The sequence below is a fragment of the Rhizobium sp. K102 genome (genome assembly GCF_022385315.1).
GTDB classification, from domain to species: Bacteria; Pseudomonadota; Alphaproteobacteria; order Rhizobiales; family Rhizobiaceae; genus Rhizobium; species Rhizobium croatiense.
In genome coordinates this window covers 2677356-2700438 of the sequence record NZ_CP092436.1, presented here as the reverse complement: position 1 = coordinate 2700438, position 23083 = coordinate 2677356, and the positions used below count along the sequence as shown (strand labels likewise).

The 23083-nt window shown below is 62.6% G+C and carries 22 protein-coding genes and 3 pseudogenes; 16 read left to right on the top strand and 9 right to left on the bottom strand.

Annotated elements, in window-relative coordinates:
* Positions 1–106: 106 nt before the first annotated feature.
* Positions 107–894 (bottom strand): annotated as a pseudogene (locus MHI61_RS19365) (GyrI-like domain-containing protein).
* Between MHI61_RS19365 and MHI61_RS19360 the strand changes: the two are divergent.
* Positions 820–1017: a hypothetical protein gene (locus tag MHI61_RS19360; protein WP_239792922.1), complete on the top strand. Its 198-nt coding sequence runs from the start codon at positions 820–822 to the stop codon at positions 1015–1017. The pseudogene MHI61_RS19365 and the gene MHI61_RS19360 overlap by 75 nt on opposite strands.
* Before the next feature lie 112 nt (positions 1018–1129).
* On the opposite strand, the gene MHI61_RS19355 is transcribed toward MHI61_RS19360, so the two are convergent.
* Positions 1130–1360 (bottom strand): DUF2093 domain-containing protein, encoded by a 231-nt coding sequence (locus tag MHI61_RS19355; RefSeq protein ID WP_183605853.1) that lies wholly within the window; start codon positions 1358–1360, stop codon positions 1130–1132.
* A gap of 67 nt (positions 1361–1427) precedes the next feature.
* Positions 1428–3245 carry a DNA mismatch repair endonuclease MutL gene (gene mutL / locus MHI61_RS19350; protein ID WP_239790132.1) on the bottom strand — a complete coding sequence of 606 codons (1818 nt, stop codon included), beginning with the start codon at positions 3243–3245 and terminating at the stop codon, positions 1428–1430.
* A gap of 183 nt (positions 3246–3428) precedes the next feature.
* Here mutL and MHI61_RS19345 point away from each other — a divergent pair.
* Positions 3429–5158 (top strand): annotated as a pseudogene (locus tag MHI61_RS19345) (response regulator).
* 167 nt (positions 5159–5325) lie between these two features.
* On the top strand, positions 5326–6690 hold the full coding sequence (locus tag MHI61_RS19340; RefSeq protein ID WP_239790131.1) for an EAL domain-containing protein: 1365 nt from the start codon (positions 5326–5328) through the stop codon (positions 6688–6690).
* Between the two features lie 94 nt (positions 6691–6784).
* On the opposite strand, the gene MHI61_RS19335 is transcribed toward MHI61_RS19340, so the two are convergent.
* The 5 genes and pseudogenes from MHI61_RS19335 to MHI61_RS19315 all read right to left on the bottom strand — a co-directional run bounded on the left by MHI61_RS19335 (position 6785) and on the right by MHI61_RS19315 (position 10833).
* Complete coding sequence (locus MHI61_RS19335) at positions 6785–7390, bottom strand: PRC-barrel domain-containing protein (RefSeq protein WP_239790130.1); 606 nt, start codon at positions 7388–7390, stop codon at positions 6785–6787.
* A 221-nt stretch (positions 7391–7611) separates the two neighbouring features.
* Positions 7612–8498 (bottom strand): annotated as a pseudogene (locus tag MHI61_RS19330) (SMP-30/gluconolactonase/LRE family protein).
* Positions 8499–8502: 4 nt separating this feature from the next.
* Positions 8503–9135 carry a 2-dehydro-3-deoxy-6-phosphogalactonate aldolase gene (locus tag MHI61_RS19325; protein ID WP_239792878.1) on the bottom strand — a complete coding sequence of 211 codons (633 nt, stop codon included), beginning with the start codon at positions 9133–9135 and terminating at the stop codon, positions 8503–8505.
* A 13-nt stretch (positions 9136–9148) separates the two neighbouring features.
* Complete coding sequence (locus MHI61_RS19320; RefSeq protein ID WP_239790129.1) at positions 9149–10063, bottom strand: 2-dehydro-3-deoxygalactonokinase; 915 nt, start codon at positions 10061–10063, stop codon at positions 9149–9151.
* Positions 10063–10833, bottom strand: coding sequence for an SDR family oxidoreductase (locus tag MHI61_RS19315; RefSeq protein WP_239790128.1), 771 nt, complete (start codon positions 10831–10833; stop codon positions 10063–10065). Before MHI61_RS19315 ends, MHI61_RS19320 begins: the two co-directional genes overlap by 1 nt.
* Before the next feature lie 101 nt (positions 10834–10934).
* Here MHI61_RS19315 and MHI61_RS19310 point away from each other — a divergent pair, with 101 nt between their 5' ends.
* The 13 genes from MHI61_RS19310 (at position 10935) to MHI61_RS19255 (ending at position 22100) form a co-directional block, all read left to right on the top strand.
* Positions 10935–11732, top strand: a complete 798-nt coding sequence (locus tag MHI61_RS19310) for an IclR family transcriptional regulator (RefSeq protein ID WP_239790127.1) — start codon at positions 10935–10937, stop codon at positions 11730–11732.
* A gap of 224 nt (positions 11733–11956) precedes the next feature.
* Positions 11957–12694, top strand: coding sequence for an autoinducer binding domain-containing protein (locus MHI61_RS19305; RefSeq protein WP_097580032.1), 738 nt, complete (start codon positions 11957–11959; stop codon positions 12692–12694).
* 147 nt (positions 12695–12841) lie between these two features.
* Positions 12842–13201 (top strand): hypothetical protein, encoded by a 360-nt coding sequence (locus tag MHI61_RS19300; protein ID WP_141507414.1) that lies wholly within the window; start codon positions 12842–12844, stop codon positions 13199–13201.
* Positions 13202–13226: 25 nt separating this feature from the next.
* Positions 13227–14411 (top strand): Mrp/NBP35 family ATP-binding protein, encoded by a 1185-nt coding sequence (locus MHI61_RS19295; RefSeq protein ID WP_239790126.1) that lies wholly within the window; start codon positions 13227–13229, stop codon positions 14409–14411.
* A gap of 195 nt (positions 14412–14606) precedes the next feature.
* A complete protein-coding gene (locus tag MHI61_RS32655; protein WP_275593074.1) occupies positions 14607–14741 on the top strand; it encodes a hypothetical protein in 135 nt (44 codons plus the stop codon).
* Positions 14742–14863: 122 nt separating this feature from the next.
* Complete coding sequence (locus MHI61_RS19290; RefSeq protein WP_239790125.1) at positions 14864–15838, top strand: magnesium transporter CorA family protein; 975 nt, start codon at positions 14864–14866, stop codon at positions 15836–15838.
* 18 nt (positions 15839–15856) lie between these two features.
* Entirely contained in the window at positions 15857–17755 is a 1899-nt protein-coding gene (locus MHI61_RS19285) for a potassium transporter Kup (RefSeq protein ID WP_239790124.1), read from the top strand.
* A 181-nt stretch (positions 17756–17936) separates the two neighbouring features.
* Positions 17937–19184 carry a cell wall hydrolase gene (locus tag MHI61_RS19280; RefSeq protein ID WP_239790123.1) on the top strand — a complete coding sequence of 416 codons (1248 nt, stop codon included), beginning with the start codon at positions 17937–17939 and terminating at the stop codon, positions 19182–19184.
* A gap of 271 nt (positions 19185–19455) precedes the next feature.
* Complete coding sequence (locus tag MHI61_RS19275) at positions 19456–19794, top strand: AtpZ/AtpI family protein (protein WP_097580027.1); 339 nt, start codon at positions 19456–19458, stop codon at positions 19792–19794.
* A 62-nt stretch (positions 19795–19856) separates the two neighbouring features.
* Entirely contained in the window at positions 19857–20609 is a 753-nt protein-coding gene (locus MHI61_RS19270; protein ID WP_064686134.1) for a F0F1 ATP synthase subunit A, read from the top strand.
* Between the two features lie 67 nt (positions 20610–20676).
* On the top strand, positions 20677–20904 hold the full coding sequence (locus MHI61_RS19265) for a F0F1 ATP synthase subunit C (protein ID WP_010026583.1): 228 nt from the start codon (positions 20677–20679) through the stop codon (positions 20902–20904).
* Between the two features lie 77 nt (positions 20905–20981).
* Positions 20982–21605 carry a F0F1 ATP synthase subunit B gene (locus tag MHI61_RS19260; protein ID WP_097580026.1) on the top strand — a complete coding sequence of 208 codons (624 nt, stop codon included), beginning with the start codon at positions 20982–20984 and terminating at the stop codon, positions 21603–21605.
* A gap of 3 nt (positions 21606–21608) precedes the next feature.
* Positions 21609–22100: a F0F1 ATP synthase subunit B gene (locus MHI61_RS19255; RefSeq protein ID WP_239790122.1), complete on the top strand. Its 492-nt coding sequence runs from the start codon at positions 21609–21611 to the stop codon at positions 22098–22100.
* 209 nt (positions 22101–22309) lie between these two features.
* Here the strand turns inward: MHI61_RS19255 and MHI61_RS19250 are convergent, their stop codons facing one another.
* Complete coding sequence (locus MHI61_RS19250; RefSeq protein ID WP_222138920.1) at positions 22310–22999, bottom strand: ribonuclease HII; 690 nt, start codon at positions 22997–22999, stop codon at positions 22310–22312.
* Between the last annotated feature and the right edge of the window lie 84 nt (positions 23000–23083).

The window sequence follows — 23083 nt, the reverse complement described above, 5'->3', positions numbered from 1 at the left end:
CGGAACCGCGGCACACTTCCGGGCGACATGCATTAAACCGGGATTGGACGGATAGCGGCCTGTCCGTCTCCTGCGCGCGGATGCGGCAGGCGGCCGTCGAACGGCGCTATTTCAGCGGCAAAAACAGTTCCGCGACCGCCTCATGCTCCGCCACTTCAGGGAAAAAGCGCAGCCGCTGGCAATAGATCGGGAAGTCGCGCGCTTCCTCGCCGCTGGCCGGCAGCCAGTCGCGATAAAGGTAGAGCGCGGCGGGCTCCAGGTTGTCGGTGTTGCCGACGACGCGCAGCACCGCGCATCGTCCGCCGGGAATCTCGCCGGCTTTGATCTCACCGCCGTCCGCCTCGATTGGTTTGTCCACCCGACACAAAGGTCCAAGCTATAATCGGCGGGCGACGCGGGACGCCGCTCGGAGCGCCAGATATTGAAGGTTGGATTTGTCTTGGGGTGCAGGCCGGCCCCCTGGCGCCAGGCGATGAAGCGCTGGATGGTGGCGCCGAGCGTTGCGGGATCACCCCGATGGTCCATGATCGCCACTGGCGTGGGAGGCACATCGCGGATCGTCACGTCGTCAATGGTAAAAGTCTTCTGCATGAGCTTGCTCCTGGCGTTGTCGAGAGGCCCGAAGGCCACAAGCCACGGCTCCCAGTCGGGAGACTTCCGGAAAGACGAAGGCGATTGGCCGAACCGTTGCCGAAAGGCGCGGGCGAAGCCATCAGGTCCGTCGTAGCCGGCTTCCATCGCAATATCGGTGACGCTTTGGCCATCCCTGTAGGCTAGCTGGTATGAAGCGCGCTTCATCCTGGCGAGCTGGATATAGCGATGCACGGACAGACCGAAGGTCGCCGTGAACTGCCGATGGAAATGATATTTCGAGTAGGCTGCGACATTGCTCAGCGCATCCAGGTCCAGATCATCGTCCAGATGCCGGTCTATGTGATTCAGCACCCGCTGCATGCGGGCATGGTAGTTTTGAAGCGCCGCCTTCATCATCCCGTCCTCCGTGGCGGCACCAGCTAAACCTTGGCGGACATGACGCGCTCGACCGATCTTGCGGTTTTGTCACGGGTCGCAGAACAGCCAAAGGCCGTTTGGGGTCACGCCAATTACAGGAGGAACGGCGAGAATTGCTCTAACGCCGCTGGTTCGGCAGCACGCCGGCGCGTTTGTCGGCTTCGATCGCCGAGATCACGTCGGCATAGGGCTCCTGGCGGGCGACGCTCCAATAGCGCAGCTCGTCGAGCGGGATTTGCTTTCCGGTCATCGCGCAGATGACATAGGAGCCGGGCGAGAGAATCTGGAAATCGCCGTCGAGATAGCGGATCTTCGCCTCGCGGTTTCCGTGCCCTTCGAACAAATTCATGCGCTCCGTTCCCTACTGCCTGTCATGCGTCTGCCATACTCCCGCAACAGCGGCTTTGCCAGCTTTTTTAGCTTCTGCCGAAAAGCCGCTCGATATCGCTGAGCTTCAATTCGATATAGGTCGGCCGGCCGTGATTGCACTGGCCGGAGCCGGGCGTCACTTCCATTTCTCTCAGCAGCGCGTTCATTTCCTCCGGCCGCAGCCGCCGTCCGGAGCGCACCGATCCATGGCAGGCCATGGTCGCCGCCACATATTCGAGCTTGGCCGACAGGCCGGACGCCGTGTCCCATTCGGCGATCTCGTCGGCAAGCTGACGGATGAGGCCATGCGCGTCGACCTCGCCGAGCATGGCCGGCGTTTCGCGCACGGCAATCGCCCCGGGACCGAAGCGTTCGATCGCCAGTCCCAGTTCCGAAAGCTCGGCCGCATGCTGCATCAGCCGGTCGCAATCCTCCTCGGGAATATCGATGATCTCAGGGATGAGCAGCACCTGCGAGGCCAGCCGCTTCGAATGCAGCGCCTTACGCATCGCCTCGAAGACCAGACGCTCATGCGCGGCATGCTGGTCGACGATGATGAGCCCGTCCTCGGTCTGGGCGACGATGTAGTTGGCGTGGATCTGGGCCCGCGCGGCGCCGAGCGGAAAGCGTCCGGTTGCTTCGGGAGAGGCCGGTTCGGAAGCGGCCGGCTGGGCCGAAGGCGGCGGCTCGGCCCGCGCCGTCGGCATTGATAGCCCGTCGAAGGACGCCTGAGGCCGTTCACTGAGACCGCTTGCCGGCTGGTAGGGCCGAAACGGCGAGGTTTCGGCCGACCATGGCGCTTGCGGCCGCTGCGCATAGGATTGGAAGCCGGGGCGGAAGGCGCGCAGCATGTCGCTCGCTCCTGTCGTCGCCGCCCGGCTGCCGTCGCGCGCCAGGGCCTCGCGGATGGCGCCGACGATCAGGCCGCGCACCAGGCCGGGGTCGCGGAAGCGCACGTCGGATTTTGCCGGATGCACGTTGACGTCGACGAGAGCCTGATCGAGGGTGATCGACAGCACCGCCACCGGATAGCGCCCTGAAGGAATCGTCTCGGCATAGGCGCCGCGGATCGCCGAGAGGATCAGCTTGTCCTGCACCGGCCGGCCGTTGACGAAGGCATATTGATGAGCGGAGTTGCCGCGGTTGAAGGTCGGCACGCCGGCAAAGCCGGTCAGCGCGATATCCTCGCGCATGGCGTCGAGGAGAATGGCGTTGTCGCGGAATTCCTTGCCGAGCACCTGCGCCATGCGCGCCAGATGATCGTCGCCGGTCGCCGGAAATTCCAGCGTCGTGCGGTCCGACCCCGACAGCACGAAGCGCACGGCGGGAAAAGCGATCGCCATGCGCTTGACGATCTCGGTAATAGCGCCGGCCTCGGCCTTTTCGCTCTTCAGAAATTTCAGCCGCGCCGGCGTGGCGAAGAACAGGTCGCGCACTTCGACAATGGTGCCGGGATTGGCGGCGGCCGGCCTGAGATGCACGATCTTGCCGCCGGCAACAGTGATCTCGTGGCCGCCGGCGCTGTCGCGCCTGCGGCTGGCGATGCTGAGCCTGGCGACGGAACCGATCGACGGCAGCGCCTCGCCGCGGAAGCCGAGCGTGCGGATATCCTCAAGCGTCTCGGAAATCTTCGAGGTGCAGTGGCGCCGGACCGCCAGTTCCAGATCGGCCGCCTCCATGCCGGAGCCGTTGTCGCTGACCCGCAGCAGCGCCTTGCCGCCGCCTGCCGTGGCGATCTCGATGCGCGTCGCCCCGGCGTCGAGCGCATTTTCGATCAGTTCCTTGGCAGCGCTCGCCGGCCGTTCGATGACCTCGCCGGCGGCAATCTGGTTGATGAGCGTTTCGGAAAGCTGTCTGATGGCCATAGGCTATTTTCGGGGATTCGCGGGCTGGAGGGAAGGGGATTTCATAGGCTTTACAGAAGCGTGATCTGCCACTCCCCAGTTTCGACGGTCGGCAGTGTTAAGCCGGTTTTAACAGAAAAATGGCATTTTTATTCATATACCTCCGGAAGCTGCGAAAATCGAACAGATGTGGGACGCAATAGAATGAGTGCCGGCTTCGAAAAGGCGGACACGTCATCGGAAATCGACGGGACTCCCGCCGAGGCCGATCTGCAGACGGCGCTTTTCGATGTCGTGTGCGACGGTCTTTCGGCAGCCTTCATCATCTACGACAAGAACGATCACCTGATCTTCGCAAGCCGCCAGATCCTCGAGTTCTTCCCGCTGCCGGCCGAGATGCTGAAGCCGGGCACGCGGCTGCGCGATTTCCTGGGCGCGATCTACGATACCGGCGTTCGCCAGCAATATGACGTCAGGCAGGGCGGCTCGCTCAGCCGCGAAGACTGGCTGTCGCAGAAGATCGCCTCGCATTGGCGCGAGCGCTTCGACGCGGTCGAGCGCCATGGCGCCGACAGCTGGGTCCGCTTCGTCAAGCGCAGGCTGCCGGGCGGTTACGGCGTTACCATCGTCTCCGACATTTCCGAGGACAAGAAGCGCGAGGAGCAGTGGCGCTCGGATCTGGAACGGGTGCAGCTCACCGAGGACATTCTCGACAATCTGCCGTTCCCGCTTTTCGTCAAGGACCGCAACCTTATCTATGTCGCGGTCAATCTCGCCTTCTGCGAGAAGTACCAGACCACCGCCGACGAGGTGCTCGGGCGCAAGAGCGGCGACCTTTTTCCCTCGAGATCGCCAAACGCTTCGAAGAGAGCGACCGCCACGTGCTGGAGACCGGCGAAATGTCGATCTCCCGCCAGCGACAGATCTCCCGAGACGGCATCGAGCGCGACATCGTCAGCCGCAAGCACCGTATCGGCAAGCCCGGTCGCTATTTCCTGGTGTCGACGACGCAGGACCTGCCGCGCGACGGCGCCGATCTCGAGGAGTTCGACCGCGCCTCGGCGATCACTACCTCCGCCAACCAGAGCTATCGCCGCGCCTATGTGCCGGTGCCGAGCGCGGTGGAGCGCCGCGAGCCGGCGGCGATGGAAGCGATCGTTCCGGAGAATTTTTCCGGCCGCAAGATCCTCGTCGTCACCGCTGACCTCGCCGCCGAGGCCGCGGCCTTGCGCACGCTGTCGAAATACGGTTTCGAATCCTGTTCGGTGCGCGGCGAGGACGAGGAGGAGCGCTTTCTGGAAATCGCCACCTCCTCCGGCATCTCGCTCGATCTCTTGATCATCGACAATCAGATGGGCATGCGCTGCCTCGAGCTCTCCGAGCAATACGGCATCCCGGCGCTCGTCATGGACGGCTTCCAGATCGCCAACGAACTCACCTTCCAGATCGCCCGCCATTTCAATCGCAACAGCCGCAACAACGGCGCCGGCACCGATGCCGATTGGGAAATCAGTATCTCCGACGACACGGTCGGCCTGCAGGTTCTCGTCGCCGAAGACAATGATATCAACCAGATCGTCTTCACACAGATCCTCGAGGGCCTCGGTTATCGCCATATGATCGCTGCGACCGGCGACGAGGTCGTGCGCCTCTGGGCCGAACACAGGCCGCAGGTGGTGCTGATGGATATTTCCCTGCCGGGCTTCAACGGCTTCGAAGCCGCGCGCCTGATCCGGCAGATGGAGGAAGCCGGGGTCGCAGCCCGCACCCCGATCATCGGCGTGCTCACCCAGGCCTTCGAGCGCGATCGAGCCGAATGCGTCAAATCGGGCATGGACGACGTCATCATGAAACCCGTCAGCCCCGACATGCTCGAGGCGGTATTTCAGAAATATCTGGTGGAAGAGGGCGTTCGGGTTCGAACGAGCGCGTGATACTGAAAAATATGGCCGTCTTCTCGTGACGGCATCCGGCTCTCGCCGATAGCGTCAACCCCTTAAATTTGGGACGGATTGGGCTGTCAGGGCGGCTGATTTACTAGCGAATTGTTAAGAAATGCCGGTCATTCTTTGCTCGGCTGCGGAGGAAAGCTCGGGTTTAGATGATGAAATCGGCGGACATGGCTTCCTTGACCGTGAGTCACAATGAGCTTCAGGCGATGGCCTATACCGATCCGCTGACCGGATTGGGAAACCGCAATCGCATGCGCGAGAAGGTCCTGCAGATTTCCGCCGAGCGCGCCAGCGATCCGGCTCCCTTCACCATCGGCATTGCCAATCTCGACAGCTTCAAGCCAATCAACGATCTTTTCGGCTCCTCGGCCGGTGATGAAATCCTCTGCCAGGTCGCCCATCGCCTCAAGGCCTGCATTCCGGACGGCGCGCTGGTCACCCGTCACGACGGCGACGAATTCGCCTTCGTGCTGCCGCTGATTTTCGAGCGGGCGAGCGCGGAGAAATTCGGCCAGATGATCCGCGAGGTGCTGTCGGCGCCATATGATCTCGGCGACCGCAACGTCCGTCTCTCCGCCTCCTTCGGCTTTGCCATCTACCCCTTTGCCGGAGAGGACTGCGAGGAGCTGCTGAAGAGCGCCGAAACGGCGCTCTATCGGTCCAAGCGCCGCGGCCGCGGCCAGATCACCGTCTATTCGCGTGAGATCGCCCAGGAGATGAAGCGCGCCACGCAGCTGGAGCAGGCGCTGAGAAACGCCATCATATCGGACGCGATCGACGTGCATTTCCAGCCGATCGTCTCGTTATCAAACAATCAGGTCGTCGGCTTCGAGGCGCTGGCGCGCTGGAACGATCCCGATCTCGGCTTCGTTTCGCCCGGCGTCTTCGTGCCGCTCGCCGAAGAGCGCGGTTTCATTGACGCCCTGTCGGAAACGCTGCTGCGCAAGGCCGCGGAAGCAGCGCTTTCCTGGCCGCGCGAACTCTTCCTGTCGTTCAATCTTTCTTCGGCGCAGCTGATGGATCCCGGCACGAGCGGCAGCATTCTGTCGATCCTCGGCCGGGTCGGCTTCGATCCGCATCGTCTGGAACTGGAGATCACCGAGACGGCGGTGATGGGGTCGGCCGACACCGCCCACCGTATCATCGCCGATCTGCGCGCCGCCGGTGTGCGCATCTCGCTCGACGATTTCGGCACCGGCCAGTCGAGCCTCGGGCGCCTGCGTGACTTTATCTTCGACAAGATCAAGATCGACCGTGCCTTCGTCTCGCGCATCAATTCCGACCGCGCCTCCGAACACATCATCAAGGCGATCCTTGCCATGTGCGACGGCCTGGAACTGGAAGTCGTGGCCGAGGGGATCGAGGATTACGCCGAGGCGGTGAAACTGCGCACGCTCGGCTGCGGCATGGGCCAGGGCTATCATTTCGGCCGCCCGGCCGATGGCATCGCCACGCTGCGTTTCCTGCACGAGAACTACTACGACACGACGATGACCGAGCGCGTCAGCGCATAAGCAATTCCGCTTGCAATTGCGTTCAATAAAACCGCTAACAAAGCGATGGCGCCCCTAGGAGCGCCATCGCCTACGCTATACTACCGCGCGCGGTTTACTTAGGCGTGGTCGAGCCGGTTGCCGTTGTATCGGTACCGGGTGCGGCCGGGGCCTTTTCTGCAGACTGCATTGCCAGCGTCTTGAACTCAGGCGCAGCCTTCAGCGATTCAGCCGTCTCGGTGGTCGTCAGCTTGAGGCTGCCGTCCTGGGTGTTCTGAGCGATGGCAATCTTATCCATCGGCACCGCGACGTTCTTTTCGCCGATGCCCAGGAAGCCGCCGACGCCGACGATCGCAGCAACGATGCCGCCGTCCTTCTTGAGGATGAGGTCGTTGATGCTGCCGATGCTTTCATTGTTGGGGTTATAGACCGACTGGCCGATATAGGTGTTGGCGCTGATCTGATCCGCAGCCTGCTCCGTCAGGTAGCTGCCCTCAGCCACATCCGTGCTCGGTGCTGCGGCCGGAGCCTGTGCGGCATCGCCTGCGGGTTTCGTGACGTCAGGGGTTACCGGCTTGGGGGCAGCCGGATCAGCCGGCGCTGTCTGGGTCGGAGCGGCGGGATCCGCAGGCTGCGGCGCGGTCTGCGAGAATGCCGCCGGTGCGAAAGCCGTGGCAAACAACGCGCCAGCGGCAACGGTCGTCAAAAGTTTGCGTGTCATTTCGAACCTACTTTCATTTCCCTAGAGTGAGCGCTGACCCGGCAATGCGTATTCCTTGCCGCGCCGGTTCGTAGGGAAAATGAGCGGTGCGCCGATTGGTTCCGATTGAAAACACGTAAAATTTCTCGATTCTCACGGAACTTTTATCGCGGCATGGCCGCCGAAACGAAAAAGCGCCCCCACTCGGGAGCGCCTCGCATGGCGGTCGTCAGACGCCGTCTTCAGATGACATAGACGGGATCGAACACACCCTTGACCCCGATGCCGAGTTCGAGCAGCGCGCCGGCTGAGGGCTGGGCCGAACGGGCGTCCTCGTCGAGCCCTTCCCAGGCTGTCGTCACCGCCAGCCGGTCGGCATTGACGCCGATGAAGGCGGGGCAGGATGGCTGGACGGCGGGAACCTTGTAGCGTGAGATGCGCAGACCGTCGGGATTGTAACGATCGACGACGCCGGCGCCCCAGCGGGCGTTCCAGATATAACCGTCGGCATCGACTACCGAGCCGTCGATGTCGCCGGGCTCGTTCATGCTGTCGACGAGCACGATCGGCTCGCCCGCCGGCAGGCCGGTATGCGGGTCGACCATGACGCGCATCAGCCGGTTGATGCGGGAGTCCGTATAATAGCCGATCGTGCCGTCGGGCGAGAAGCAGATCGAATTCGGAATGCTGATACCGTTGAAGATCTTCGTCACCTTGCCGCCAGCGACATGATAGATGGCGCCGGCCTGGTTTTCCGCCCGTTTGCTCATCGTGCCGATCCAGAGCGCACCGCAAGGGTGGGTGCGGCCATCGTTCGAGCGGTTTTCCGGCCTGTCGTTTTCGAGCGCCGCGTAGAAGGTGAGGTTGCCGCTTGCGAGATCGCGCACGAAAAGCCCTTCTTCCGTCGCGATCAGCTGCCGGCCGGCGTCGATGCGGGCCAGCACGCTTGCCATCACCGGCAGCGGGTGCACCTTTTTCTCCCCGTCCCCAGTCTGAGTTCGTGCAGCTCCTTGCCGAGGATGTTGAACCACCAGACCGTATTGCTGTCCGGATCATAGGTCGGCCCTTCGCCGAGGACGGAATTGGTGTTGCAAAGGGTCTTGCCTTCGAACTCGTAAATGTCGGTCATACGCTCACGCTCCCATGGCTGCATCATAGGCGTAAATGGTCGTCTTGGCACGCTCGGCAACCTCTGCCGCGGTCATTCCCGGCTTGTAGAGGCTGGTGCCGAGGCCGAAGGCGAGGATGCCGGCCCTGGTGTAATCGGCGAAATTCTTGTCCGATACGCCGCCGACGGCGGCAATCGTCAGTTCCGGCGGCAGGATCGCGCGGATCGCCGTGATCCCGGAAGGACCGAGCACGCTGGCCGGAAAGAATTTGAGCCCGGTGGCGCCGGCCCGGGCTGCGGCCAGCGCCTCGGTCGGCGTGAAGACGCCGGGCATCGTCACCATGTCATATTGGCGCGCCCGGATGATTACCTCGGGCTCGACATTCGGCGTCACCAGCAGCTTGCCGCCGGCCGCATTCAGGCTGTCGACCGCCTCGACCGTCAGCACCGTGCCGGCGCCGATCAGCACCTCGGGCGGCGCCATTTTGGCGGCGATCTCGATCGATTTGAACGGCTCCGGCGAGTTGAGCGGAATCTCGATCGCCGTCAGGCCGTTGTCGATCAGCGCGCCGACGACGCTTTCGGTCTCGTCCGGCCGGATGCCGCGCAGGATGGCGATCAGCGGGCGCTTCATGTCGGGGAAGGGGATACGGTTCATCATGTCAGCTTTCTCAATTCGGCCAGATGGCTTCGGCGGCGGCCGACAGCCCGCGGCGCACGGCGGCATCCGCATCGATGGCGGTGAAGGCAAGGGAAAGGGTTTTGAAGGCCCGTTCGTAGAGCGCCTGCAGGCGTCCGGAGGCGACGAGGGTGATGCCTGAGTTGGCGGCATCCTGCAGCGCGCCGGCGATTTCGAGGCCGATCAGCGTGCCGGAGAGCCGGGCTTGGGCGGCAGCGGCGGAGATCCCGTGCAGCAGCTGGCCGGAGCGGGCGGTAAACAGCAGGTTGGAGGCAAGGGCCGGCCGGGCGAAGGCGGCCGAGACCGCCGCCTCGAAGGCCGCCGCATCGGCCGGCTGCGCCTCGGCTCCGGCAACGGCATGCGCAAGGATCGTATGTTTGCTGATGGCGTCGAAGAGCTCGCCGGTCATGAAGGTGGAAAAGCCGGTGACCTTGCCGTCGCTGACATGCACCCATTTCGAATGCGTACCGGGCATGCAGACCGCGTGGGCGCCGGCACTTGTGCTGCCGAGCGCGCCGAGAAGCTGGGTTTCCTCGCCGCGCATGACGTCGGGTGTCGCCGCCTGCCGCTGGGCAAGGCCCGGCAGAATGCGGATATCGCGGCTTTCGCCGGGCACGGAAACCGCGCCGGTGAGGATGGCGGCAAGTGGCGTGGGCACGTCGATATAACCGGCCTCGATCCAGCCCTGCCTGGCGCCGGCCATGCCGCAGACGATCACCGGCAGGTTTTCCGGTGCCTCGACAGCGGCGAGATGGCTGGCAAGCACGGCGGAGAAGCCGGTTTTTGCGGCGTTCGTCATGCCTTCGCCGCTGCGGCGCTCGGCAAGGACGCTGCCGTCCCGGCCGATCAGCCACAGCCGGAAGCTGCTGGTGCCCCAGTCCACCGCGATATAAGCGGGATTCGTCATTACAGAATGCCTCCATCGACAATCAGGGACTGGGCGGTCATTCCGGCCGCGCAGTCGGATGCAAGAAACAGGCAGGGACCGACGATCGCATCGGCTTTGAGCGCGACCTTCAGGCATTGCTGCTCGACCGAGTGGGCGATGCTCTCCTCGGTCAGCCAGAGCTGCATCTGCCGTTCGGTGACGACCATGCCGGGCAGGACGCAGTTGACCCGGATATTTTCCGGGCCGAGCCTGCCGGCCATGCTCTTCGTCAATCCGACGACCGCGGCCTTCGCCGCCGCATAGGAGGGAAAACCGCCCATGTTGAGCTTGAAGGCGATCGACGACATATTGATGATCGCGCCGCCGCCGCCGGCCCGCATCGATGGCGCCACAGCCTGCGAGGTGAAAAACACATGCCGCAGATTGACCGCCTGGTTGTTGTCCCAATAGGCCTCGGTGACCGCGTCGAATTCGTGGCGGTCGTCCCAGGCGGCATTGTTGACGAGCACGCGGATCGGCCCTGAAGCGGCAACGACGGTATCGACGGTGCGCCGGATCGCCTCGATGTCGCGCAGGTCGGCATGATAAAAGAAAACCGGATGCGCCGTCTCCCGCGACAGCCTCTCGGCAAGTTCGCGGCCGGCGGTCTCGGCGATGTCGATGAAGGACACCTTGGCGCCCTGGCGCGCAAAACCTTCAACGATCGCCGCACCGATGCCCGATCCGCCGCCGGTTACGAGCACGGTTCGGTCTTTGAACTCCGGAAACTGGGCTGACGTCGCGGTCATCGTCTTCTCCCGAAGAGGTGATGTTCCATTATTTGGAACTGAATTTGACTATATGGAATTATCGAATTATGCTGCCCTTTCTGTCAAGGGCGGATGAGACGATGAATGCAAACGGCGACGGCATGGCGCAGGCCCGCGAGACCGGCACACTCGGCAAGCTGATGGTGCTGCTCGATCTCGTCACCCATGCTGATGCGCCGCTGCGTTTTACCGATATCCTGTCGCTTGCCGGCCAGCCGCGCGGCACGCTGCATCGCCAGCTCAGCCACCTGGTCGAGGAGGGGCTGCTCGAACTCGACGGCGATGGCCGCTATGCGCCGGGCCTGCGCCTGCTCGATTTCGCCGCCCGCAGCTGGGCGCGCAACGAATTCCGCCTGATCGCCGAACCGCATCTTATCGAGCTGCAGCAGGCGACCGGCGAAACCGTGCATCTCGGCGTTCTCAGGGGGCAGTCGATCATCTACCTCGACAAGGTCGAGGGCCGCCAGCCGGTGCGCATGTATTCGCAGATCGGCAATGCCTCGCCCTGTTACTGCACCGGCGTCGGCAAGGCCGCCCTTTCGCTGCTTCCGGCCGAAAGCCTGGTCGATCTTCTCGCCGGCGTGAATTTCACCCGCTTTACCGCCGCCACCCACGCTTCGCCAGCAAGTCTGCTCGCCGAAATCCGTGAGATCACCGAGCAGGGCTATGCTTTCGATCGTGAGGAGCATGAGGCCGGCATCCGCTGCGTCGCCGCACCCCTCTGGTCGGAGGATCGGACTTTTCTCGGCGGCGTCTCGATCACCGGCCCGGCCTACCGCCTGTCGATGGAACTTCTCGCCCAATGGGTCGTTCCGGTTCAGCGCGCAGCCGGAAGGATCATGGAAGGCATGCGCATCCGCCTCGGCCCGCGTCGCTAGATGAGGCGATGAGCAGCGGTCCGGGGACGCATGTATAAGACAAAAGACTGAAACGGAAAAAATTGAGATTTGCCGGCGAATCACGACAACTGGAAATAGTCCGCGAAATTGACAACACCACCGGCCGAATGCGTAAACGCCGCGGCCGGTTGTATTGACCCATGGCAATCGTCATTCCCCGATGCAAGCGAACGGCCGCGGCGCGCCGAAGATGAAGAAATGTGATGGAACCCTTGTCGCAAACATCCACGGAAGAAGAAGACGATTACATCAAGGAAATTGCGGGCCTGAAGACCCAGTTCGACATTTTCCGGTTCATGAAACGCGTGACCGAAGCCTATCGCTGCCGCGCCTTCATGGTTCTCAATCTGCCGCCGATCACATCCCTCGATCTTCAGGGCAACACCGTCATCACCAGCTGGCCGGCTGAGCTTCTGGCGCTCTACGACCAAGAGGGGTTGATGGTGAACAGCCCGGTTCTGCGGCGGCTGCGAACATCGGCGCGGCCCTTCTTTTACGACATGTCGCGACAGAACTGGCCGCGCGACGACGGCAAGTCCGCCCTCGTCGTCGGGCTGTTCGAACGTTTCAGGATGACGCGTTGCGCCTATTTCCCGACGCATGAGCCCTCCGGCCTGCGCGGCGCCGTCTCCTTCGCCGGCGATCGCGAACCCTTCAGCCCGGCCGAGATGCGCGAGCTTTGTTATATCGCCATCCATGTCTTCGACAGGCTAGCCGAGATCCGCAATCTCGATACCCGCATAACCGATGCGCTCACCGACCGCGAGATCGATTGCCTGAACTGGACTGCGGCCGGAAAGACCAGCGCCGAGATCGCCGAAATCCTGGCGCTGTCCGAGCATACGGTCAATCATTACCTCAACCGCGCCACCAAGAAGCTCGACACCGTCAACCGCACCCAGGCTGTCGCCAAGGCGCTGCGGATCGGCCTGATCAAATAAGTTGCAAAGACGCCGATCCGCTCTAGCCGGCCGCCCAGCATGTAGGCAGATCGGAGCGTCGTCCCGGCGCATTCGACCGCGTTTCCCGCTTTTTCCATCTGGCACGCTTTCTGCATCTCTTCTGCCAGAGGTCCGGAGGGGACTTTAATGACCAGCGCCAGCAAATGGCGCGGCCGACACACCACCGCGCGACGCCGATGCCGCTTCTCTCCCGGCTCTCGGCGTCGGCGGCGGTTGTTGCCTTTCGGCACCGCTTCTTGCGCAGCTGTTCACGATTTCCTGCTGCCGATCACTTTTTTTCTGGCCTTTTTTTCGGCTTGCGCTAGTTCGCCCCGCATTGCGCCGGTTCTCGGGGAAAGAGACCGTTGCGGCCATCAGGGCGAAAGCCCGGCGGACTTGATGGCCGCAACGGATTTCGAATCCCGGCCGGCGTTTTTCAAAGCCGGCAAATCGATTTTCCTCCCGATGATTTTGTTTGGCGAAGACGTGCGCCTCCACTATCTGTGATCCAAGAAGAAGCAGTGAGGGTGGAATGACCGACGTCACCAAGGAAAAGGTTCTCGAAACGCTGACGACCGTGCGCGGACCGGATCTCGAGCACGACATCGTCGCGCTCGGCATGGTCTCGGATGTCTTCATCTCCGACGGCAAGGTCTATTTCTCCATCACCGTCCCGGCCGAGCGCGCCAGGGAGCTGGAGCCGATGCGGCTCGCCGCCGAGCGCGTCATCAAGGAAATGCCGGGCGTCAAGGGTGCGCTCGTCACGCTGACGGCGGACAGGAAGGCGGCGGCCGCAGCACCTGCTGCCCGCCCCGCGCCGAACCCGCCGCACGGCCATGCCGGTCATGATCATGGCGGCCACGATCACCAGCATCACGCCCATGCGCCCCAGCAACAGCCGCCGCGGGCCGGCAAGATCGGCGTTCCCGGCATCGGCGCCATCATCGCCGTCGCCTCCGGCAAGGGCGGGGTCGGCAAGTCCACCACCGCCGTCAATCTGGCGCTCGGTCTGCTCGCCAACGGCCTTCGCGTCGGCATTCTCGATGCCGATATCTACGGGCCGTCCATGCCGCGGCTTCTGAAGATATCCGGCCGCCCGACGCAGATCGACGGCCGTATCATCAATCCGATGGAGAATTACGGCCTCAAGGTCATGTCGATGGGCTTCCTCGTCGACGAGGAGACGGCGATGATCTGGCGCGGGCCGATGGTTCAGTCGGCGCTGCTGCAGATGCTGCGCGAAGTCGCCTGGGGCGAGCTCGACGTCCTTGTCGTCGACATGCCGCCCGGCACCGGCGATGCGCAATTGACCATGGCCCAACAGGTGCCGCTTGCCGGCGCCGTCATTGTCTCCACACCGCAGGATCTCGCCTTGATCGATGCCCGCAAGGGCCTCAACATGTTCCGCAAGGTCGAGGTGCCGGTGCTCGGCATCGTCGAGAACATGAGTTATTTCATCGCGCCCGACACCGGCACCCGTTACGATATTTTCGGTCACGGCGGCGCCCGCAGGGAGGCCGAGCGCATCGGCGTGCCCTTCCTCGGCGAAGTGCCGCTGACGATGAATATCCGTGAAACCTCCGATGCCGGCACCCCGCTCGTCGCCTCCGACCCGAACGGCGTCGTCGCCGGCATCTATCGCGGCATCGCCGCCAAGGTCTGGGAGCAGCTCGCCGGCCAGTCCCGGCGTCCGGCGCCGGCGATCGTCTTCGAATAGCGCTGGCCTGCCGGAACCGCACGGCGGCGCCGGCGTAAGGATATAGCGGAAGGCCAAGCGCCGAATCACCGCCGCGATCACCCCAATTGTGGGGGAAACGTGGTGAAAAGCCGCGCTTCACGGAAGATGTCTTGATTATTTCACGGCTTTGCTGCATATGCCGCGGCGCCATGATGGCGTTGCTGCAGATGCTCAATGACGGCCGCCTTCGTTTCGAAGGTTCTGGCCCGCCTGCAAGATCGAAGGATTGGTAACTGCGATGCGGTGGAGCACAATGCGCATGCTGGCCTTGAAGGCCGGATGCAGCCGGAGTTTTATGAACTTTCTTGATCCGCTTCCGTTTGGACCTGGGACGAGCGACCTTCGCGGCGCCGCGATGGCGGCCGCATGGAAAGGCTTTCGATGAAAATGGCGATGGCCACCAAGCGTCGTGAGCATCGGAGACACTGCCGGTGATCACCGCTTACTGCTCCAATTGCAAATCGGTCGAGATTCGCGATCTTTCACAGCCGGCATCCTTTCCCGAGGATGTCGTCTGGATCGACATGGTCGAGCCGAGCCGCGAGGAGGAGCTTTATGTCGAGAAGGTTCTCGGCATTGAGGTTCCGACCCGCGAGGATCTCAAGGACATCGAACCTTCGGCTCGCCTTTACATCGAAAACGACGCCGTCTTCATGACCGCTTCGCTCGTCTGGAAGGCGGAGACCGACGCGCCGACGCTCACCGATGTCGCCTTCATTCTGGCCGGAAACCGTCTGGTCACCATCCGTTACGCCCATCCAAAATCCTTTGCGCTGTTCATCGCCGCCCTTCACCGGCTGCCGGAAAACTGGCGCAGCGGCGCGGCCCTTCTCGCCAAGCTCTTGGAGACGATCGTCGACCGCACCGCCGAAATCCTCGAAACATCCGTCTCGCGCATCGACATTTTGTCGACGCATGTCTTCGGCCGGGCGAAAAAGGTGCGCAAGCCGTCGAACTACCTCGAACAAAAATTACGCGATATCGCCGGTCATCACCGCATGATCAGCAAGCTGCGCGATAGTCTCGGCTCGCTTTCCCGGCTTCTGACGTTCTTTCACACGATCCCGGCGATTCAGCAGGACCACGAGGCGAAGGAGCTCTGCCGCACCATCTCGCGCGATATCCAGTCGCTGTCGGAGCATGCCTCCTTTGTCGCCGCCAACATCACCTTCCTGCTCGACGCCTCGCTCGGCCTGATCAACATCGAGCAGAACTCGATCATCAAGATCTTCTCGATCGCCTCGGTCGTGTTCCTGCCGCCGACATTGGTCGCCTCCGTCTATGGCATGAACTTTCAGGTCATGCCGGAGCTGGCCTGGACGGCGGGTTACCCCTTCTCGCTGGCTTTGATGGTGATATCAGCCGTGATCCCCTTTTTCTTTTTTCGCTGGAAAGGCTGGCTCTGAGAAGCCTGTTGAAATTTCATGTCCGAAGAGAGCCATCCGCACGAACGCCAAATGACGCCGCGCAAGCTTTTTTATCTCGCGCTCGGTTCCGTCGGCGTCGTCTACGGCGATATCGGCACCAGCCCGCTCTATGCTTTTCGCGAGGCGCTAAAGCCCGTCGCCCATGACGGCGTCACCCGTTTTGAGATCATCAGCCTGATTTCGCTGATGATCTGGGCGCTGACGATCATCGTCACCATCAAATATGTGCTCTTCCTGCTGCGCGCCGATAACGAAGGGGAGGGCGGCACGCTGTCGCTGCTTGCCCTTCTGATGAAGACCGCCAACGGCCATACCGCCATACTGATGCTGCTCGGCCTGATGGGGGCTGCCCTCTTCCTCGGCGATGCGATGATCACGCCGGCGCTGTCGGTGCTATCGGCGGTTGAGGGCCTGAAGCTCGTCACACCAAGGCTGTCGGAATATATCGTGCCGATTTCGGTGGTGATCCTGGCGCTGCTCTTCGTCGTGCAATCGCGCGGCACCGGCGCCGTCGCCAAGTTCTTCGGCCCGATCACCGCCGTCTGGTTCCTGGTCATGGCCGCCGCCGGCATTTCCCATATCTCCGATGACTACGGCATCCTCGCCGCCTTCAATCCCTATTATGCTGTCAGCTTCCTGCTGCATGAGGGTTTTTACGGCGTCGTCGTGCTCGGCGCCGTCTTCCTGACGGTGACGGGCGCCGAGGCGCTTTATGCCGATCTCGGCCATTTCGGCCGCCGCCCGATCCAGTGGGCCTGGTTCCTGCTGGTATTCCCGGCGTTGACGCTGAACTATCTCGGCCAGGGCGCCCTCGTTCTCGGCAATCCGATGACGATGTCGGATCCCTTCTATCTGATGTATCCGAAATGGGCGCTGCTGCCGGTCGTCATCCTGGCGACCGCCGCGACGATCATCGCCAGTCAGGCGGTCATCACCGGCGCTTTTTCGATGGTGCGTCAGGGCATCAATCTCGGTTTCCTGCCGCGCATGGAAATTCTCTTCACCTCGGAAACCAATACCGGGCAGATCTTCGTGCCGTCGGTCAATGCCGTGTTGTTCTTCGGTGTCATCTTCCTGGTATTGGGCTTCAAGACCTCGGACGCGCTGGCGACCGCCTACGGCATCTCGGTCACCGGCGCCATGGTCGTCACCTCGATCATGGCCTTCGAATTCGTCCGCGCCCGCTGGAACTGGTCGTTTCCCCTCGCGGTGATCGCGCTTGCGCCGCTGGTCGTGCTCGAATTGATCTTCCTTGGCGCCAACCTGTTGAAAATTCACGACGGCGGTTATATCCCGATCCTGATCGCCACCGCCTTTACCGTCGTCATGTGGACCTGGCGCCGCGGCACCGCGATCCTGCTGGAAAAGACCCGCCACACCGATATTCCGCTTGCCTCCTTCGTCAGTTCCATCGAGCGCAAGAGCGAGCATTCGCCGGCCCAGGTTCCCGGCACGGCGATCTTCCTGACCAGCGATCCGGAATCGGCTCCCGCCGCCCTCTTGCACAATCTCAAGCACAATCACGTGCTGCACGACCGCAACGTCATTCTGACGATCCGCACGGTCAACAAGCCGCGTGTGCCGAGCCACGACCGTTATAAGGTCGAACCGATCTCCGAGCGTTTCTCGCGTGTCGAGCTGCTGTTCGGCTTCATGGAATCGCAGAACGTTTCGCAGGCCCTGGCGACGCTGCGCAAGACCGGGCTGAAGTTCGACATCATGTCGACGTCCTTCTATCTCGGCCGCCGTAAGCTGGTGCCGGACGCCAAGTCCGGCATGCCATATTGGCAGGACCGGCTCTACATCGCGCTCGCCAACGCCGCCACCAACCCCTCGGACTATTTCCGCCTGCCGGCAAACCGCGTGGTGGAGCTGGGGTCGCACGTTATTATTTGATGGGTGGGGACGACAATCCTCACGCGGGTGTCCGCGCTTTGACTTCTTCCGCCATCTCATCCTCCGTCATGCTCGGCCTTGAGGCCGAGGATGACGGAGCCCGGATGCGTTCCCGCCAAACGGATGGTCACATTCCGGCACGGCTTGTTAACCGGACGTCAAGGTTAATAAGGGATTTTCGATGGAATGTTCCCGCGTTCCATGCCCGGAGTTCGTGTTGCGTCGAAAGAGTCCTTCCCGTAGCAAGCTGCGTCTTCTTCCCGAGAACTGGGTGTCACCTGTCATCTTCGGGCTCGCCGGCTGGCTGATCTTCCCGAGCGTTGCCTCCCACGCCGATCTCGCCACCATGCTCGCCGGTCTCGATCGTGAGGGCGAGAGCTGGCGCATGGTCCTGACCAATTCTCCGGCCGGCTCCATTCATCAGGCCGAACTCGCCTTTGCCGATCCGAACGTGACGGGCTCGATCTCATCGGGCGCCGGCATGGTGCTGCCCGACGGTCGCAAGGTCGCTTTCACCGCCAAGGACAAGGGCACCGCCAAGGACAAGGGCGCCGCCAAGGAGAAGGGCCACGAGGACACGCCGGACGAGGATCGCGTCAACCGCGGCATGAAGAAGGGCCGAATCGTCGCGGTGGAAAAGATGCAGCCGCCGAAGGATTTTTCCGCCGGCTCCATTCTCGAGCGCACGAAGATGCTCTTCACCCCGAGCTTCGACCTCAAGGACCGATCGGCCTTCGTCAAGCCGAAGATCCAGGGCAAGGAAATCGAGATCGCCACATCTTTCTATAAGAAGCAGCCGGTGATCGAGGAGAGCGGCGTGCCGGCGATGCTCGCAAGCCTGATCACCAGCAACAAGGCCGATGTGCTGGCCACGGCTTACGCGCCGGCCGCACCCGACTATGCCCGCCAGTCCCCGTTCGATTCGATCCTGACCGAGCCGGACAGCGGCCGCTTCATCCCCGAGATCGGCCCGCGTGATCACGCCTGGGCCGCAAGCGTGCTGCCGCCGAGCGTCTTTTCCGCCCGCGAGCAGCAATGTCTTGCCTCCGGCATCTATTTCGAGGCGCGCGGAGAATCGGTGAAGGGGCAGGCGGCCGTCGCCCAGGTCATCCTCAACCGCGTCCGCAATCCCGCCTATCCGAAGAGCATCTGCGGCGTCGTCTATCAGAACGAGGATTGGCGCAATCGCTGCCAGTTTTCCTTCGCCTGCGACGCCATCAAGGACAGGGTGAATTCGGAATATCACTGGCGGGTCGCCCGCGACGTGGCGATGGCGGTGACATCAGGCAAGATCTGGCTGCCGCAGGTGGGCTCGGCGACGCACTACCACGCCGTCTACGTCCGCCCGAAATGGGCAAAGACCATGGAAAAGGTCGGCCGCATCGGCCTCCACGTCTTCTACCGCACCTATGGCGGCGGCTGGAGCTGAGATAAATCGTCCGGGCCGGCCGATTTCCGGCCCCGAAAAGCGGATTCTTTCCGTCGAATTTGCCCGATCGACCCATGATCGCTTTATCCCTTTGATTCGACGTGATTATTTTCTCGCTGGACAGAAGCTGTCTACGCCTTGACTATACCAATCCCTAAAACTATGTTGCGCGCGACTTCAGAACGGGCCGGAAGGATCTCAACCTTCGCGTCCGGGGTCCGAATGACCGGGGTAGCGGGAGTGCGGGCGACGGGCAGGCGAGGAGAGAGCAATGACGGACGACCGCGAGGAAAGTCTTGAGAAGCGCCGTGCGCAGCTGGGAGCGGAACTCGCGACCAAGCGCGTCGAGGCAAAAGTGGACGAGGCAAACGAAGCTCGCGCCGAGGTAAGCCGCAAAGGTTATGCCCAGGCGATGAAGCTTTCCAGCGAGTTCATTGCCGCCATCGTCGTCGGTGCCGTCCTTGGCTATCTCCTCGACCGTTTTGTTGGCACGGCGCCTTGGGGGTTGATTGTTCTTCTGCTTCTCGGATTCTGTGCCGGCGTTCTGAACGTGTTGCGTTCTGCGGGGGTGGTGGCCCATCCCCTGGACGACAAGGACGACAAGAAATAAGGACCGGTCCCGGTCCAGTGCAATGACCCCGCGTCCTGCGGGCCAAAGAGAGAGAACAAGCGGTGTCTAACGATCCGACTCATCAGTTCCTGATCCAGAAGATTGTCCCGATCGAAATCGGCGGAATTGATTTTTCGTTCACCAACGCATCGCTCTTCATGGCCGCTTCGGCTGCCGTTGCCGCAGGCTTCCTCTATTTCGCGACCTCGAACCGCGCCATCGTGCCGGGCCGTTCGCAGTCGGTCGCGGAAATGTCCTATGAATTCATCGCCAATATGCTGAAGGAAGGCGCGGGCAAGCAGGGAATGAAGTTCTTCCCGCTGGTCTTCTCGCTTTTCATGTTCGTCCTGACGGCGAACCTGCTCGGCATGTTCCCCTATTTCTTCACGGTGACGAGCCAGATCATCGTCACCTTCGCGCTGGCGATCCTCGTCATCGGCACGGTCCTGGTCTACGGCTTCTATAAGCACGGCTTTCACTTCCTGAACGTCTTCGTGCCCTCGGGCGTGCCGGGCCTTCTGCTGCCGCTGGTCGTCCTGATCGAAATCATTTCCTTCCTGTCCCGTCCGATTTCGCTCTCCGTTCGTCTTTTCGCAAACATGCTCGCCGGTCACATCACGCTGAAGGTGTTCGCAGGCTTCGTTGCCTCGCTTGGAGCCCTCGGTGCAGTCGGTATCGGCGGAGCCGTTCTTCCCCTCATCATGACCGTCGCCCTGACCGGTCTCGAGTTCCTCGTTGCCTTCCTCCAGGCTTACGTCTTTGCGGTGCTGACTTGCATGTACCTCAACGACGCGATCCATCCGGGCGGGCACTAAGGATAACGACATCGACGTCAAAGGGCGTCAGTCATTCGCCGCAACAACCATTTCAAAGGAGTTCAACATGGAAGCGGAAGCAGCAAAGTTCATCGGTGCAGGTCTGGCTTGCTTTGGTATGGCCGGTACGGCTCTCGGCCTCGGCAACATCTTCGGCAACTACCTCTCCGGCGCTCTGCGCAATCCGTCTGCCGCTGACAGCCAGTTCGGCCGTCTGGTATTCGGCTTCGCCGTTACGGAAGCTCTGGGCATCTTCTCGCTGCTCGTCGCTCTCCTCCTCCTCTTCGCCGTCTGATATCGGCGGATAGATGGATCACGGCCTGCGACCGCAAGCCGTGATCCTTTGCATTTGCAGTCCACCTGGAGGTGAGCATGTTTTTTGTGACCCCGGCTTACGCTGAGGAAGCACCGGCGGCAGCGACCGGCACGGATGCGCATGGCGCTCCGGCCGCAGGCGAGGTCCATACCGAGACCGGCGTAGCCGAAGGCGAACACGCCCGTGGCCCGTTCCCGCCCTTCGATTCGACGACCTTCGCGTCCCAGCTGCTCTGGCTGGTGATTACGTTCGGCGTCTTCTACCTCCTTATGCAAAAGGTCATCGCGCCGCGCATCGGGGCCATTCTCGATCAGCGCCACACGCGCATCTCCCAGGACCTGGAAGAAGCAGGCCGCCTGAAGGCGGAAGCTGACGCTGCCGTCCAGACCTATGAAGGCGAACTGGCCGCTGCCCGCGCCAAGTCGAATGCGATCGGCTCCGCCGCTCGCGACGCTGCCAAGGCCAAGGCCGAAGAGGAACGCCGCGCGGTCGAGACGAGCCTGTCGGAAAAGATCAAGGCTGCCGAAGCCCGCATCGCCGACATCAAGGCGAAGGCTTTCGCCGATGTCGGCACCATTGCCGAAGAAACGGCGGCTGCCGTCGTCGAACAGCTGATTGGCGGCAATGCCGCCCAGGCTGATGTCGCCGCCGCCGTCGCGGCCGCCAAGAAGGAGGCTTGATCGATGGAATTTGCTTTTGACGCGACTTTCTTCGCCTTTGTCGGCCTCATTCTCTTCCTGGCGCTGGTTGTCTACTTGAAGGTTCCCGGCATGATGGCACGGTCGCTTGACGACCGCGCCGACCAGATCCGCAACGAGCTGGCCGAAGCCAAGCGCCTTCGCGAGGAGGCCCAGCACCTGCTCGCCGAATACCAGCGCAAGCGCAAGGAAGCGGAAGCCGAAGCGGCGCACATCGTTGCCGCCGCCGAGCGCGAAGCCGAGATGCTGACTGCCGAAGCGAAGAAGAAGACGGAAGAATTCGTCGCCAATCGCACGGCGCTCTCCGAGCAGAAGATCCTGCAGGCCGAGGCCGAAGCGATGAAGGCGGTTCGTTCCGCCGCCGTCGATCTGGCGATCGCGGCCGCCGAAACGGTGCTCGCCAAGAAGGCGGATGGCAAGGTCCAGTCCGAACTCTTCGGCAATGCCGTCGGCCAGGTCAAGACACGGCTCAACTGAGCGGTATCGAATGGAATGAAGAAAGGCCGGGCATGTCCCGGCCTTTTCTTGTTGATGAATACTCAATCTCGGGTCGAGGGCATGCCGCTCCCTCTCAATTCCCTCTTCTCCCCACCGGGGAGAAGAGGATATGCCGCGGCCTCTCTTTTCCTCGCGCGCCTCTTACAGTGCTCGTCCGGCTTCTCATTGCCCAGTTTTCTTTGCGTGACCTATTCCGGTATCAACTCGTCCGTCTCAGGCCCGTCCTCGCCCTTGCGCAACGGCCGAAAACTCATCCGGTGCAGGGAGCAGGGGCCATGCTTCTCGATGCCGGCGCGGTGCTGTGCCGTGCCGTAGCCGGCATGCGCGGCAAAGCCGTAATCTGGAAAGACATTGTGGGCGCGCGCCATCATCCGGTCGCGCGTCACCTTGGCGACGATCGAGGCGGCGGCGATCGAGACCGAGCGGGCGTCGCCCTTGACCACGGCCTGGCCGGGGCATTCGAGGCCGGGCGGCACGTCGAGCCCGTCCGTCAGAACGTAGCTTGCCGGAACGGCAAGGCTGCAGATGGCGCGGCGCATGGCGTCGAGGCTTGCCTTGCGGATATCCGTCTCGTCGATGCGCGTCGAGCTGGATGAGGCGATCGAGACGGTCGCGGTCGCGAGAATCTGCACGAACAGTTCCTCGCGCCGCTGCGCCGAAAGTTGCTTGGAATCGTTGAGGCCCTCGGGGATGCGCTTCGGGTCGAGGATAACGGCGGCGGCGACGACCGGCCCGGCGAGCGGCCCGCGGCCGGCCTCGTCGGCGCCGGCGACCGGCCAGTGGCCGGCCTTGCGGGCTTTGAGTTCCAGGCGGAAATCCGGCACGAGCGGAGCCGTGTCGAAAAGCAGGGGAGAATCGGGTGGCGTGCGAGGTTTCATGCGGCTGAACCTCGCACGCCAACCCGATTTCCCGCAAGTCCCCGGATCAGGGCGGCGGCCGGGGACGGTCCGGCGGATGGTGGC